The sequence below is a fragment of the Gulosibacter molinativorax genome (assembly GCF_003010915.2).
Lineage (GTDB): Bacteria > Actinomycetota > Actinomycetes > Actinomycetales > Microbacteriaceae > Gulosibacter > Gulosibacter molinativorax.
On sequence record NZ_CP028426.1, the window covers coordinates 1,020,304 to 1,035,880 of the forward strand.

General features: G+C 64.8%; 11 protein-coding genes. All 11 read left to right on the plus strand.

Translation table 11 applies throughout. The features are described from left to right. Positions 1-237: 237 nt before the first annotated feature. Positions 238-1,092 (plus strand): AAA family ATPase, encoded by an 855-nt coding sequence (locus tag GMOLON4_RS04890; protein WP_051265891.1) that lies wholly within the window; start codon positions 238-240, stop codon positions 1,090-1,092. Positions 1,093-1,102: 10 nt separating this feature from the next. Continuing rightward, positions 1,103-1,624, plus strand: a complete 522-nt coding sequence (locus tag GMOLON4_RS04895; RefSeq protein ID WP_026935703.1) for a hypothetical protein — start codon at positions 1,103-1,105, stop codon at positions 1,622-1,624. A 14-nt stretch (positions 1,625-1,638) separates the two neighbouring features. Then, positions 1,639-2,187, plus strand: coding sequence for a TIR domain-containing protein (locus GMOLON4_RS04900; protein ID WP_051265887.1), 549 nt, complete (start codon positions 1,639-1,641; stop codon positions 2,185-2,187). A gap of 41 nt (positions 2,188-2,228) precedes the next feature. Continuing rightward, the gene (locus GMOLON4_RS04905; protein ID WP_026935702.1) at positions 2,229-3,440 is read left to right on the plus strand and encodes a TIR domain-containing protein; all 1,212 of its coding nucleotides are present in this window, start codon (positions 2,229-2,231) and stop codon (positions 3,438-3,440) included. Then, entirely contained in the window at positions 3,437-4,261 is an 825-nt protein-coding gene (locus GMOLON4_RS04910; RefSeq protein WP_026935701.1) for a hypothetical protein, read from the plus strand. The genes GMOLON4_RS04905 and GMOLON4_RS04910 overlap by 4 nt, the downstream gene beginning before the upstream one ends. Positions 4,262-5,008: 747 nt before the next feature. Further along, entirely contained in the window at positions 5,009-6,484 is a 1,476-nt protein-coding gene (locus GMOLON4_RS04915) for an ATP-binding protein (protein WP_026935700.1), read from the plus strand. Between the two features lie 71 nt (positions 6,485-6,555). Beyond that, positions 6,556-7,023, plus strand: coding sequence for a hypothetical protein (locus tag GMOLON4_RS04920; protein ID WP_265576773.1), 468 nt, complete (start codon positions 6,556-6,558; stop codon positions 7,021-7,023). After that, the gene (locus tag GMOLON4_RS04925) at positions 7,020-8,777 is read left to right on the plus strand and encodes a type IV secretory system conjugative DNA transfer family protein (RefSeq protein ID WP_026935698.1); all 1,758 of its coding nucleotides are present in this window, start codon (positions 7,020-7,022) and stop codon (positions 8,775-8,777) included. The genes GMOLON4_RS04920 and GMOLON4_RS04925 overlap by 4 nt, the downstream gene beginning before the upstream one ends. 95 nt (positions 8,778-8,872) lie before the next feature. After that, the gene (locus GMOLON4_RS04930) at positions 8,873-9,397 is read left to right on the plus strand and encodes a single-stranded DNA-binding protein (RefSeq protein WP_181244109.1); all 525 of its coding nucleotides are present in this window, start codon (positions 8,873-8,875) and stop codon (positions 9,395-9,397) included. A gap of 402 nt (positions 9,398-9,799) precedes the next feature. Then, a complete protein-coding gene (locus tag GMOLON4_RS04935; protein ID WP_026935697.1) occupies positions 9,800-10,321 on the plus strand; it encodes a hypothetical protein in 522 nt (173 codons plus the stop codon). A 56-nt stretch (positions 10,322-10,377) separates the two neighbouring features. Next, complete coding sequence (locus tag GMOLON4_RS04940; protein ID WP_156892029.1) at positions 10,378-15,462, plus strand: helicase; 5,085 nt, start codon at positions 10,378-10,380, stop codon at positions 15,460-15,462. Positions 15,463-15,577 lie beyond the last annotated feature (115 nt).

Consider the following 15,577-nt stretch of genomic DNA (forward strand, 5'->3'; position numbering starts at 1 on the left):
AGCGAACCTTTATCAACTGTCGTGAATGAGGAACATGAGAGTCTCTTCGTGTCACCTGGTCAGCGTGTCTTGGGCATCGGGAATTCGTTCTAGTCGGGGTGTGAGATCGCTAGGCTGAACAGAGTAGAGATGTGAGGCTCCGATGTACTGGGTCGTGTTGAGATCGGTGCCGCGCATGTCGGGAATGTCAGTGGTGTGTGGTTCCCTCAGAGTCCACGAAGTGTAGAAGGAGAAGGCATGGGTTCCACAGTTCAGGATGTGTGCATTCCGGAACGGTTTTCATACGCGATAGACCAGCACTTGGTCTTTAACTACACCGGCGTGCAAGCGTGGCCGCTGGTGCTCGGGATTTTCGGGCGTCCTGGTGACGGGAAAAGTTTCCAGGTTCGCACGCATCTCGAACGTCGAGGCGTCCTCCCAGTTTCGATTAATGCTGCCGATCTGGAAAGCGACCGGGCGGGGATGCCGGGAAAGCTTGTCCTTGAAACGTATGAGGATGCTGGCCATCGGATCGACGAGGGCACACCGACGGTATTGGTGGTCGATGACTTTGATACGACCGTCGGCGAGTGGGCGCAGAGCACCACGACGGTGAACCATCAGCAAGTATTGGCGCAACTCATGCACCTGGCAGACAGCCCTACCCGTGCAGGTGATCGGTCGCTGCGCCGGGTGCCGGTGATCATCACAGGTAACGACCTCTCAAAAGTGTATCCGCCATTGCGTCGCCCCGGCCGGATGCGTGCATTCCCTTGGCTCCCGACCACAGAAGAACGTGCCCACATCGTCACGGGCATCTTAGGAACCATGCTCTCGCCGTCTGAGATCAGCGAGCTGTTGGGAGAGCTGGAGGAGGCTCCGATCGCGTTCTTCTCCGATCTGCTCGTGGAGATTCTCGCCGAGTCTTCGGACGCGGAGGTACGCCGCCATGCTGCTTCTCTACCTCGTCTGATCCTCCCGAGGAGTGCGGAACGTGAGGAGCTTGAACGTGTGCTCCCCACGGGGCGCTTGGAAGGGGCGCAGGTGAAGGCTCTCGCTTTGCATGTCTGGCACCAGCGCATGCTTGCCACCCAATCGTACGTCGGGGAATGAGGAAGCGACGATGAGCACGTTCACCTACTCATATGCGTACACGCGTTCGCAGGCGCTGGTCGACCAAGTGGAGGTCTTGTTTTCGGGAGCGGGAATTCCGTCGGGTTCTACGGCGAAAGTCTGTCACGGGGTGCAGGAGAAATGGCTTGCCGCCGTCGGCCTCTACCTCTTGAAGAATGGTCAGCGCGTGTACGAGATCGAGGCCGTAATTAACTGGTCGGCCCATTCGGGGAACCCCACACTGAACTTCTCGACTGATCTTCCCGGATGGGAGGGCAAAGCCTCGCCTGAAGCTGCAATCTTAGGGGCTAGGTTCGCAGCAAAAGCCCAATCAGAAGGATTGGACCCACGATACTGGGTGCGATTTATCCCTGCGATCCAGAACGATCCTGCCCTTCATCAGCGTTTGTGCCCGGAGGTAGGGGTCAGCTATGGAAGTAGTGTGCCGGGATGGGCAAAGTCTCCCACGGAAGTGAAGCTGAGTCTGCAAGACCTCAGCGAAGTCGGTATGGCCGAACGTAGCGCCCTTTAGCGGAAGGAAACGTCATGGCACGCAAGATTTTCATCTCATTCCACCAGGCAGATGAGATCCAAGCGAACATCTGGATTCGGCGGTTCAGCCAGTACTTTAGTGAGATACGAAGTCTCGGATTACACGAACTCGGGGACGACTTCACTGAGCACATCGAAAGCGGTGACAGTGAGTACGTGATGCGTCGAATTCGAGAGGACAAGATCGCCGGCACTTCCTGCACCGTGGTGCTCCTGGGCCAGTGCACTTGGGCGAGGAGATATGTGGACTGGGAAATCGCTGCCACGCTCCGCAATTTCACGGACAGCCAGCGTGGAGGTTTGATCGGAGTGCAATTGCCCGGTACTCAGAACTTGGCAATGCCGAAGCTCCCGCCAAGGCTCGCATTGAATCTGGCGCAAGAAGACGGCGTCGACACTGGGTACGCGAGGGTCTACCCACCAGCTCCGAGCGATGGCACGATTGTGCGATGGGTGGATGACGCTGTCGCCAGGCGCAACGACATGGATCCGGCTACCGGGTCGACCTCTGATCTGATGATCAACAACCGTTCCTGCCCCTAGTCGCTTCACACTTGGCCGAGTCCTGATTGAAGGAGAGTTTCATGGCTGTGGCACCGCCCATCCTCGACGTTTTCGCGGTCTGGCACCCCGAAGAGTTCGGTGGAGAGCAACTCTTCACGCGACTTGATGACCATTACCATTCCCCGGCGTTTTCCGGTCTCGCTGGCGGTGCGGTAGAAGTGTATGCGCGGAGCGCACCATGGGGCGCGGACGGCGCTCCGCGCCCGTTGGGGATTAGTGACGAACTCGCCCCCGGTATTGTGGCCGCCCACCGCAACGTCATCATCGTGTACGTCGGTGCCGAGCTCGCGACCGCATTCAAGAATGATCCAGCATGGGGGCGCTACATCAGGGAGATTGTCGAACTGGGCGCGCGTGAACAAGTCAAGGTCTACACCGTCCTCAAAGAGGGTTTCGACCTGGCGAGTTCGAGGATCGGGGAACTCCTCGGTGATACACAAGCGCTTACCGGAGCGTTGCTCCACGAACAGGGAAGTCTCGGCCGGGAAGTGAGCCAAGCGATCACGCAGTGGATCACCGGTACGTCTCAGATTCGCGTGTTCATTAGCCACACGAAACACTCCTCACTGGTTGAAACTGACGCAAATAGTGGCGCGAACATCGCTCAGAGAGTACGTGATGTGATTCGCAGGACGCATTTGGATGATTTCTTTGACGCGCAAGACATCCAGGCTGGTGATGATTGGGAGGCTGTTCTCGATGGCAACGCTGAAGGGTCCGCACTGTTGATGGTTCGTACCGATAAGTACGCGGGGCGTGAATGGACGCAACGGGAAGTACTTACCGCGAAAACCGCTGACGTGCCGATCGTGTGTCTCCATGCGCTGACCGGTGGGGAAGACCGCGGCTCTTTCCTCATGGATCATGTTCCCTCGGTGCCCTGCAGTCTTGAAAGCCCAGAAGGGGGAATCGTTGCCGCTCTAAATAGCCTCGTTGATGAAGCCCTGAAACGTGCCTTGTGGGAAGCTCAACGGGTGTACCACGAGAGCGACGGGTTTGATTGGCTGCCGGTGCATGCGCCGGAACCGGTGACACTCACGCAGTGGCTCCGCGTGCATCAACGAGAAGACCCAGGGGACGAGCACGTCTGGATTATGCACCCGGACCCACCCTTAGGGCCGCAGGAACGTGACGTGGTGAAATCACTCTGTTCTCTTGCCGGGTTTACCGATTCGGTCGAGATTCTCACACCGAGGACTTTTGCCACCCGAGGAGGAGTACTGCCGTCGTGAACGAACCCTCCCTGATCGCCCGCGACGCTCTCGCCCACCGACGCATCGCCCTCTCTGTCTCTGAGAGCGCAGACCTTCCCGCTTTAGGACTCTCCGAACGACATTGCCGCATGGTCGTCGCTGAAACCGCGAGGGCCGTGTTCCTTGGCGGTGGCACCATTGTCTACGGCGGACACCTGGAAGAGACCGGGTATACCCAGATCCTGCTCGATGAGATTCAACGATTCAGAGACCGGACGGCCTCATTGGAAATCGTGCTTGCAGAACCAGTCGCCCGACACACTCCAATAGAACGGCTCGAACAGGTCGTACAACGCCTGGGCGAGTTCGGGAAGCTGACATGCATCGACCGCGCCGGGAACCCTCTCTCGCTTCGAAATATCGAACAGGCGCATGATGCTGCTGGCGACGCAGCCGCTTTCACCGCGATGCGGACGCACATCGCTGAAAACACTGATGCGCGGGTCGTTGTTGGGGGCAAACTACAAGGCTATGCGGGGCAAGAGCCGGGGACAATCGAGGAAGCGCGGCTGAGCATCGCAGCGGGCGCAGAGCTATTCGTTGCTGGAGGGTACGGGGGTGCTGCGGCGCTACTGGTGACGGAAATACTCGGCGAGAAACCGACTTGGATGCCAGAACGCTTCCCCGCAAATTCCGAGAACGCTGAGGTGCAGCGCGCGCTGGCACGGTTCCGCTCCGAATGGGACAAGCGGCCCGCATCAACACATCAGGTAGATGCTCAGGTCCTGTCCGCCACCCACCGTCCGGCAGACATTGCAACGGTCCTGTCCCGGGCGCTGGCCCGCAGGTCGACAGCGTGAAGAGCTCGTCGTCGACGACGTGTTGACGAGGTTCAGGCGCAAGGCCTCGCCGTGACTCGATGCGTGAAAGGGCCCGTGGCGTATCAGGCTATGGCGGGCTAATCGGGGTGATAGCGTCGAACGATCTCGCAGGCGCGTCTTGTGCTGCTTGGTTATCGCCCCGTTCGTAATCATGATACTCACAAGCCTGCTGGTCGAGAGAGCGTTAGCCAGTTCGTGGCATGTTGAACCGACAATTTATCGATAATTCCTCCATGCCAGAGATGACCGCGAACTTACCCGTTTTGGAGGGTAGCGCGGAAGCCGCGAACTTCATTGATGCTCATGCCGTGTGCTAACTCATGTGCTACCGACGCTGTGGAGTCGAGAATCACGGTGTAGTCATCCACAGGTGGGCCTCGCAGAAATGGCGGAATCACGCGGTGGAACGCTGGTTCACGATCCCAATCGCGAGGGAGAACGGATCAGTTCAGGTCCCCTACTTGCCGGAGCTCGACGGCTTGCTAGAACGCGTCCGGATACCGGCCTCAGAGATCCACTCAGCACTCCTCAGTCCCGTGACATGCATCGACATGCGTCGACTCAGATCGAAGTGCTTCTGGATGCGAGGTCTGTCCGCCAAGTCAAAGTCGCAGCTAGCTCAGTTCGCAACTGCGCCCGCTTCGACGTATACGTGAGCTGGCCAGGATAGAGGGAGGCCGGGGGCACCTCGTGTGAGCACTTGTTGTTCTCACGGAAGGCCCTTGTATGCCACTCCCCGATTCTGGTCCGCTGCACGCGTCACCCTTGATCTCTCCCCCAAAGGAGCGGCGCCGAGTTCGTTCGGCCCGTCGACGGGCTGCAGCTCAGATACGTCTGCAGGCCGACAACTCGCGTCGAGCTGCGGCGCGCGCTCAGGCCGAAGCGGAACGTGAAGAAGCTCGCTCCACTCAGTATCTGCCTCGCGCCGGCGACCCGGGCCCGGCGGCGTTACGGTCCTGGGGCCGTTTCAATGTTCCAACGCATCAAGACACGTCCGCAGCGCTCGCGGGCGCGTACCCGTTCCTCGCGGAAGGTGGCCTGGGCAGCGAGGGGGTGTTCGTTGGTCAGGATTTGTACTCGGCAGCGTCGTTCGTGTTCGACCCGTGGCGGCTGTACCAGCAGGGTCTGATCACCGCCCCGAACACGGTGCTGGCGGGAATCGTCGGCTCAGGGAAGTCAGCACTAGCGAAGAGCCTCTACACGCGCTCGATCGCGTTCGGGCGGCGCGTGTATGTGGTGGCAGACCCGAAAGGTGAGCACACGAACGTCGCCGAGGCGGTCGGGGGCCGGGCGATCCGGCTCGGGCATGGACTCCCGGCACGGCTGAACCCGCTGGATGCGGGCTACCGGGCGGCGGGCCTCTCAGATGCCGAGTGGGTGACCCAGGTCTCGGCTCGCCGCCGGGATCTCGTCGGCGCGCTCGCGGAGACGGTGCTGGATCGTCCGTTGTCGCCGGTGGAGCACACGGCGATTGATATCGCGTTGCGTGCTGCGGTGGCGTCATCGGAGGTGCCGATCCTGCCGATGGTCGTCGAGCGCATGCTCACACCCGACACGAGAGAAGATACGCGTCTCGAGGAAGACGGGCGGATGGTCGCCCACGCGCTCCGGCGGCTCGTCTACGGGGATCTGAAGGGCATGTTCGATGCCCCGTCGACGGTGGTGTTCGATCCGTCGCTGCCGATGCTGTCGCTGGATCTGTCACGGGTGTCGGAGTCGAACACGTTGATGTCGGTTCTGATGACGTGCTGCTCAGCGTGGATGGAGTCCGCGCTGCAGGACCCCGCGGGCGGGCAGCGGTGGATGGTGTACGACGAGGCGTGGCGGCTGATCGGGCACGCCGCGCTGCTGCGGCGGATGGATGCGCAGTGGCGGCTGGCACGGCATTTCGGGATCGCGAACCTGCTGATCGTGCACAAGGTCACCGATCTTGAGACTGGCGGGGATCAGGGGTCGATGCTGCGGGCGCTCGCGTCGAGCTTGCTGGCGAACTCCGAGACCAGGATCGTGTACCGGCAGGAGTCGGATCAGATCGAGGCGACCGGGCGGCTGCTCGGGATGACCGGAACAGAGCGTTCACTGCTGCCCGGGCTCGGCACCGGGCAGGGCCTGTGGAAGATCAAGGAGAGATCTTTCGTCGTCCAGCATCAACTGCATCCAGCGGAACTGGAGATGTTCGATACCCGCGCCAGGATGGGCTGACCGCGATGCCGAGGAAGCGGAGAAATCCGCAGAAATCCGGGCCTCTGCCCGTACCTGTGACTCTACCCCTGGTGGTCGCTGCTGTCCAGGAAGACGGGAGCATCATCGTCACTGTCGACGGGGTGATGCTCATGCAGGGCCCGATCGAGAGGGATGCGCTCGGGCGGGTGCTGTCGGCGATCGCGGAAGACAAACGGTCTCCGATCCGGGCGGAGGTGCACGAGGCGGACGGTCGCGTGTTCGCGGACATCATCACCCCGCCGCCGCCCAGGTCGCGGTTCGCGCCACCGCCCGCCACGTCTCCGGTGCCGCCGCCGGTGCCTGCGGTGCGGCGCCCAGCCCTGGTGGAGGTGGCCGGGCAGGGATTCGTGCCTGGTGAGGATGTGGCGGTGCTGGTGATCGTCGCGCATACCTCTGCCGCAGGTAACGGGCTCGCGCGGGCGATCCTGGAACAGGAGCGGCTCCCCGACGACGTGCGGGATGTGCTGCTGTTCGGGGAGGTGTCGGGAACGATCGTCCGGCAGGGAGTGCGGCCATGAACCGGGCTCAGGCGAGACCGGCCAACGATCATCTCCTGAACATCGGGATCGGACTGATGGTGGCCGGGTTCGCGTTCGCGCTGATCCTCCGCGCAGCCGGCACCGTCGCGGCCTGGCTTTCGGGTCTGCTGCTTCCCGAGGTGGGGTTGGCTGCGGGCTTGGGCGTCTTCACCGACCCCCTGCATCCGGGACTGGCGTTCGGAGTTGATGAGCTGCATCCTGTGGTGTTCTGGCTCGTCGCTGCCGTCATGCTGACCGCGGTGATCTGGCCGGCGGTGTGGGGGTGGCTGCGGTGGCGGGCGAGAGCTGAGCACACCGACCCGCGACGCCTCAAGGGAACCGCGACCGGGGCCGAGGTCGCGCAGGCGGCGTCAGCGAAGTCGCTGGTGAAGCGGGCATCCACGTTCCGCCCCTCGCTGAAAGAGGCGACCGCGGCGGATGTCGGCTACCTGCTGGGCACGTCGCGGGGACGGCAGGTGTGGGCGACGGTGGAGGACTCGATGCTCGTGATCGGGCCGCCGAGATCCGGGAAAGGCATGCATCTGGTCCTGAATGCCATCTTGGATGCGCCCGGCGCAGTGATCACGACGAGCACCCGCCCAGACAATCTCACCGCGACGCTCACAGCCCGGAAAGAGAAGGGCCCGGTGGCCGTGTTCGATCCGCAACGGCTCGCACCCGGTATCCCGTCGGGGCTGCGATGGTCGCCGGTGCGGGGCTGCCAGGACCCGTTGACGGCGATGATCCGGGCGACCGGGCTGGCATCGGCGATCGGGTTCGGCGGGGTCGACAACGGTGGCTTCTGGGAGGGCAAGGCGCGCATGGCGATCCAGGCGCTCTTGCACGCCGCCGCCCTCGACGGGCGGGACGCGCGCACGGTCGCCCAGTGGGCGCAGTCTCCGACCACGGCCGGGGATGCGGTGCGGATCCTGCAATCCCATTCGGGGGCGGCGGATGGGTGGGCGGACTCGCTGGATTCGATGATCCAGTCCGATCCGCGCACCAGGGACTCGATCTGGCAGGGCGTCTCCCTCGCGTTCGGTGCCCTCGCCGACCCGCGGGTGCTCGAAGCGGTCACTCCGGGAGAGGACGAGCAGTTCGATCCGGAGAAGTTCCTCCTCGCCAAAGGCACCCTCTACCTCCTCGCCACCGGCGCCGGGGCGGGCGCCTCGGCTGCATTGGTCGCCGCGTTCATCGAGGACTTGGTGGAGACGGCGCGACGTATCGCCGCCCGCTCCCCCGGTGCGCGCCTGGATCCGCCGATGCTGATGGCGCTGGACGAGATCGGAAACCTCTCCCCCTTGCCTTCGCTGCCGACGCTGATGGCGGAGGGTGGTGGTACGGGGATTACGCCGATGCCGGTGCTGCAGTCGCTCGCGCAGGCGCGGGAGAAGTGGTCGGAGAACGCGGCGAACGCGATCTGGGATGCGTCGATCGTGAAGATCGTCCTCGGGGGCGCATCGAACAGCCGCGACCTGCACGACCTGTCGCAGCTGGTCGGGGAACGTGACGAGGAGACCGACTCGGTCACCCAGGACGCCTATGGCGGGCATTCCTCGCAACGGTCGATCCGGCGTGTGCCGATCCTGCCCCCAGACGTGCTGCGCACCCTCCCGTTCGGGACCGGGGTGATCCTGCTGCGCACGACCCGCCCCATCGTCGCAGACCTCCGCCCCTGGACCGCACGGCCGGATGCGGCTGAGCTAAAGGCGGATCGCGCGCGCCTCGAAGAGCAACTGCAGCAGGGGGCCTGACCTACTCTCCTGTTTCCGCGGTGCGGGGTGGGAGGTGCGGGGCACCTGTGGGTGACGGCAGGTGGTGCCGTTTGATCTTGTGAGGAGTCCCCCTGATGTCCGATCTTCATACCCAGCAGTCCTTGTCCGGGTTCATCGCGTCCGACCCGATACGCACTTACACCCGAAAAGGCGACGCCCGTTTCTACGCGAAGATCGGGCAGGAGCACTTCCGGGCCGAGACAGACGGGTCGTTCACGAAGCTGGAGACCACGTTCCACGACATGGTCCAGTACCGCAAGGCCGCCGAAGAGGCGTACGCGAGGTTCCGCAAGCATGACTGGTTCATTGCCGAGGGCTATGTGAAGACCTACCGGGACAAGCTGGGCGCGGAGAAGGAGGAGTTCGTGGCGAAGAAGCTCGGCCACGACACCGCCCGCACCGACTACGAGGTCGTCCGCAAGGAACCCACAAGTGCGGAGAAGGCGACCACGATCGCCGCCGCACTGCAGGCCGCGCAGGAATCCACGGATCAGGTTGTCGGCCACACCGACTCCGGGCCGGCGGTAGCGCCCACGGCGACGACGGCAACCATGACGGGGCCTCGGGAGCCTGCCCCTGCGGCCGCGGTCGGCCTCTGACCGTACGCGGCCACGGCCTCTTCGACTGCTGGTGGCGGTGCTGCTCCTCCCCGCACCCCGGGCCGCACCGCCACCAGCTGCCTTCCTGCCGGTTCTGTGATCCGCGAGGTGATCATGCGCTCTCTGAATGCGTTTCCCCTGACGGGTGCCCCTTTCTGCGTGTCGGGGCGCCCGCGTACACTGGAAGTGTCTAGTCCGCTCCCGCATACCGGGAGCAGTTGCTGATGGCGCGTCGCAAGCGTCTCGACCCGGCCCTGTACGGTCAGGTCGAACTCGATCTTTGGGGGCTGGACGACACCACTGCGCAGGAGACCGTCACGGTCGGCGCAGCCACCCCCGACCCTGTTCCGCCCGTATCGGACACGGCGGAGATGCCGGGGCAGATTGAGGAAGGAGCAGACGATGACGCACTATCAAACGCTCGCACGCACCCATTGGACCCGGTACGCGCCGACGAGAGTCGAAGCGATCCCGAACCCGGACGAGTTCTTCCAGATGCTGGGCCAGCAGGTGCACGAGCAGGTGACCGAGCTGACCGTCCAGTTGGCGGGGCAGGACCGGGCCGGGGAGAGCTACCTGGAGAAGGTCGGACGGCTGGGCGCGGCGAGACTGCGGGCGGAGGAGATCGTCTTGACGGAGCTGGTGTGGATCAGCTCCCCGGAGACGAGCCCGGCCGAGGCGCGGGAAGCGTGGGAGCTGGATCGGACCTCGGACTCCTGGCTGACCTCCTGGGCGGAACGGATTCAAGAATCCCCGGAGGATCAGATGCCCGCGACCGAGGAACTGGTCGACCTGGCAGCGGAGTGGATGCTGCCGGTGACATTCCTGCAGGCACTCCTGGAAGCGGAGTACCCGGCCCAGTTCCTCCGCGAGCACCAGGAGACCCTCGCCCAAGCGGCGGAACGCCGCTACCACCGCTCCTAAGCACCACCGCGGAACCCGCCACCCCAGGCACACCTGCCGGGGCGGCGGTATCCGCGGTGGCGTTTCAGCCTGGTACGCAGGAGGATCTCGCGCCGTCGGGCGCGAAAGCCCGGTTCGAGGCCAACATCCATGCGATCCGCGTCGTCCGCACCCTCACCACGGAAGAGCGTCCAGCAACCGTAGACGAGCAGCAACGGCTGGCTCGTTGGTCCAGCTGGGGTGCGATCCCGCAGGTGTTCGATGAGGAGAACACGGACTGGGTGACCGAGCGTGCCCTGCTGCGTGGGCTGCTGGACGAGCAGGAGTGGCGGGCTGCAGCGCGCACCACGATCAACGCCCACTACACCGATCCCGCCTATGTGCAGGAGATCTGGGATGGCGTCGCTCGGCTCGGGTTCCAGGGCGGCACGGTGCTCGAGCCCGGGTCGGGGGCGGGCACGTTCATCGGGCTCGCCCCGGCCTCTGCCCGCATGGTCGGGGTCGAACTCGACCCGCTCACGGCCGCGATCTCTCAGGGCCTCTACCCTGGCGCGGATATCCGTGCCGAATCGTTCGCGGACACCAAAGCTCCGGCCGCATCGTTTGATGCTGCGGTGGGGAACGTGCCGTTCGCGGACGTCACTTTGCACGACCCAGTACATAATGCGTCGGGGCACTCGATGCACAACCATTTCATCGTCAAAGCCCTGCACCTGACGCGGCCTGGCGGGGTGGTCGCGATGCTCACCTCGCATTGGACGATGGACGCGCAGAACCCGGCAGCGCGGCGGGAGATGAACGAGCTCGCCGACCTCCTCGGCGCCGTGCGACTCCCCACGGGCGCGCACCGGCGCGCAGCCGGCACTGAGGCACTCACCGATCTGCTGCTGTTCCGTCGCCGCGACCCCGGACAGGAGCCCGCGAGCGACGTGTGGGAGATGGTCACCCCCGTGACCATCGACGGGGAACGGGTGAAGATCAACACCTACTTCGCGGACTACCGGCCCGATCATGTGCTCGGCGAGCTCCGGGTCGGGCAGGGCATGTACGGGAACCAGACGCTCCGCGTCACCGCCGACCTGACCGGCGTGCCCCGCCTGCTGCGCGACACACTCACCGAGATCACCACCTCCGCGACCGAGCGCGGCCTGACCTTCACCCCGCCCACGGCGGCGCAGGAGCAGGAACGTGCGGCCAGAGTCGCCGCCGACCCCGCCCTGTTCGACGGCTCCATCCAGACCACCCCCGACGGCGCCTTCCGGGTCGTGTCCAGTGGGGAGTCGCTGCCACTGAAAGTGCCCAAGTCCGCCGCCGTCGAGCTGCGGGCGCTGCTGACGTTGCGGGACGGCGCGATCGAGCTGCTCGAGATGGAGGCAGCCACCCGGGACGACACCGACGAGATCGAGACCGCCCGCGCCCGGTTGCGTGACCAGTACGAGAGGTACGTGGCCCGGTATGGGCCGCTGAACCGCTACACGCTGCGCCGCACCGGCCGCACCGACCCCGACACCGGGGAGGACACGCACGCGAGGATCGTGCCGACTCCGCTGCGGATTCTGCGCGGCGACCCGTTCGGGCCGCTCGTCGTCGCGCTCGAGGTGTTCGATGAGCAGGAGCAGACCGCGGCCGGCGCATCGATTCTCTCCGGCCGGGTCGTCGCCCCGACCCCGCCTGTGCGCGGTGTCGAGAGCCCGGCGGATGCGATCTCGGTGAGTCTCGACCGCACTGGCAGGGTCGATCTGGAGCTCATCGCCGAACTCCTCGGCACCGACGGGCCCGATGCGCGAGCCGCTCTTGCCGGGCATGTGTTCGAAGACCCCGCCACCGGGGACCTCATTCACGCCCCGGAGTACCTGTCGGGGAACGTGCGCATCAAGCTCGACGCCGCAGAGTCCGCGGTCAAGGAGCGTCCGGAGTTGCAGGGCAACGTCGACGCGCTGAAAGCGGTGCTGCCTGAGCCGTTGGGGGTGGATGAGATCGCGGCGCGGCTCGGAGCGGTATGGATCAGCGCCGCCACGCATGAGGAGTTCCTGCGGGAGATCCTGAAAGCCCCGGACGTGAAAGTGGAAAACCCGCTGCCGGGCATGTGGGAGGTGCGCGGCGGCAGACAGGGCATCCTCGCGACCAGCGAATGGGGCACCCAGCGGCGCCCCGCACCGGATCTGGTGCAGTCGGTGATGGAGCAGAAACGCATCCAGGTGTACGACGAGCACCGAGACCCAGACGGCACCACGGTGCGGATCTTCAACCCCGTCGAGACGACCGCGGCGCAGGAGAAGGCCGACCAGCTGCAGGAGCGGTTCTCGGAATGGGTGTGGGAGAACCCCGAACGCGCCCGACTCCTCGCCGATGAGTACAACCGCCGTTTCAACTCGATCGTGCTGCGCGATTACAGCAGCGCCGGCGAGTACCTCACCTTCCCCGGCATGGCCCGCAGCTTCACCCCGCGCCCGCATCAACGTGCTGCGGTCGCCCGCATGATCGCCGAGCCCGCCTGCGGCCTGTTCCACGAAGTCGGGGCTGGGAAGACCGCAGAAATGGTCGCCGGCGTCATGGAGATGCGGCGGATGGGCCTCATCCAGAAGCCCATGCTGGTCGTCCCGAATCACATGCTCGAGCAGTTCTCCCGCGAATGGTTACAGATCTACCCGCGGGCCAGGGTGCTCGCCGCGTCCAGTCAGGACCTCACCGCCGACCGGCGACGCCTGTTCGTCGCGAGGGCCGCCGCGAGCGACTGGGACGGCATCATCCTCACCCAGGGCGCGTTCGCGCGCATCCGCGTCGACCCCGCCACCGAACGCGACTACATCGAGCAACAGGTCATCACCCTGAAGGCCGCCTACGACTCCGCGAAGGGTGAGGATCGGATGAGCGTGAAGCGCATCCAGAAGCGGCTCTTGCAGGCCGAGAACAAGCTCAAGGGGCTCGTGGACCGCGCCCGCGATCCGGGGATCACGTTCGAGGCGACCGGGGTGGACTATGTCGTCGTCGACGAGATGCACATGTACAAGAACCTCGCCACCGAGTCCAATATCCGTGACGCCGCAATCGACGGTTCCGAGCGTGCCAGCGACCTGCACTTGAAGCTCGAATCGCTCCGGGGGCGCGGCCGCGACCGGGTTGTGACCGGGGCGACGGCGACCCCGATCGCGAACAGTGTGACCGAAGCGTATGTGATGCAGCGCTACCTGCGCCCTGACCTGCTGGAGGAAGCGGGCCTCGGGCACTTCGATGCGTGGGCGGCGACGTTCGGGGAGACCGTCACCGAGATGGAGATGTCTCCCACCGGCTCCTCGTTCCGGCTCAAGACCCGGTTCGCGCGTTTCCAGAACGTGCCCGAGATGCTGCGCCTGTGGTCGGTGTTCGCGGACGTGAAGACCGCCGAAGACCTCCAGCTGCCCGTGCCGGATATTCATGAGCGTGCCGATGGGAAGCGCGCCGCCGACACGGTGGTGCTCGCCCCCACCCGGGAGCTGCAGGCGTACATCGACGACATCGCTAAACGTGCCGCACGGATCCAGCACAAGCAGGTGCGCCCGGATGAGGACAACATGCTCAAGGTCTCCACCGACGGGCGCAAAGCCGCGCTCGATGTGCGCCTCGTCATCCCCGATACCCCGTCCGGGCCGTCCAAGGTCGATGTCGCCGCCGACATGGTCTACCGCGTCTGGGAGCAGCACCGCGGCCGGGAGTTCCTCGACCCCGCCTCCGGTGAGACCTCCCCGGTCCAAGGCGGGCTGCAGCTGGTGTTCTGCGACCTCGGCACCCCCAACAGAGACCGCTGGAACGTGTACGACGAACTCCGCGCCCAGCTCGGCGCGCGGGGCCTGCCCGACGGCGCTGTCCGGTTCATGCACGAGGCGAAGACCGACACCGACAAGGCGCGCCTGTTCGCCGCCGCACGCTCCGGCCACATCGCGGTACTTGTCGGCTCCACCGAGAAGATGGGCGTCGGCACGAATGTGCAGTCGAGGGCGGTCGCTCTGCACCACCTCGACTGCCCGTGGCGGCCGAGCGATATCGCGCAACGCGAGGGGCGGGTGATTCGGCAGGGCAATCAGAACGCTGAGGTGCTCATCACTCGGATCGTCACCGAGGGTTCCTTCGACTCGTACATGTGGCAGGGCATCGAACGCAAAGCGCGATTCATCGGGCAGATCATGCGCGGCAGTCTCGACGTGCGTGAGATCGAGGAGATCGACTCCGCAGCCCTCTCCGCCGCTGAGGCGAAAGCGATCGCGTCAGGGAACCCGCTCATGCTCGAGAAGTCCATCGCGCAGAACGACTACACGAAGCTGCAACGTCTCGAACGCGCCCACTCCCGGAACCAGTCGATGCTGCTCCACACCCGCTCTCGCAGTATGGAGCTCATCATCAGTGCGGAGAGCGACGCTTCGGAACTCGAACGTGCGCTCCCCGGCATCCAAGACACCAGCGGCGACCGATTCCAGATGACCGTGAAGGACCGCGCCCACACATCCCGCGTCGACGCGGCAGAAGCGATCGCGTACTGGGCGCGCGAGCACAACCTGCAGTACCTGTCGAACTACGCCGAACGGAACCTCGGCTCTCTCGGCAGCATCTCCGGGTTCACGATCAATGGCCGCGCCGTTTCATCACTCGGGCATGTCCAAGTGCAGTTCACGCTCGAACAGCTCCCCCGCACCAGCTTCTCCCTGCCCCGCGACCAAGTCCTCTCCGCCACCGTGGGGCTCGTGCAACGACTCGAGAACCGGGTCTCGCAACTTCCCAGCATCGTCGAAGGTCTCTATGAGGAGATCCGTCAAGAGCGGGAATTGCTCGACGAAGCTGAGCAGCGCATCGGCCAGCCTTTCAAGCACACGGCCGCGCTCGAGGCCGCGAAAGCGCGACTCGACCGGGTCGAAGCCGAACTCACTGAGCTGAGCACCGAAGCACAGAGCGAGGCCACCGAAGCGGACGCGCACACGGACGCCCTCCAGCCCGATCCTCCTCAGGCTGCGCAGAGCGGAAGCGAGTCGCCTCGCGTGCTCACCAAACAGGCAGTCCGGGACTTCCAGCCCTCCTTCGGTCCTCCCGCCACACCTCACACCCCGCCCGCCTCGGCGAGCGTCACGGTGACATCGCTGCTGCGAGAGGCATCGCGACCACCTAACACCGAACCCCCTGTGCCGTCGCTGTGATCCAACCCCCGTGGGGCGATATGGGCCTGGTGACTGTGCGAGGCGCCGTAGGCGATGTCGTTGGGAAGGACGGGGCACCTTCCTGCGTATCCGCTTGTGTGCGAGGAGGACCGGC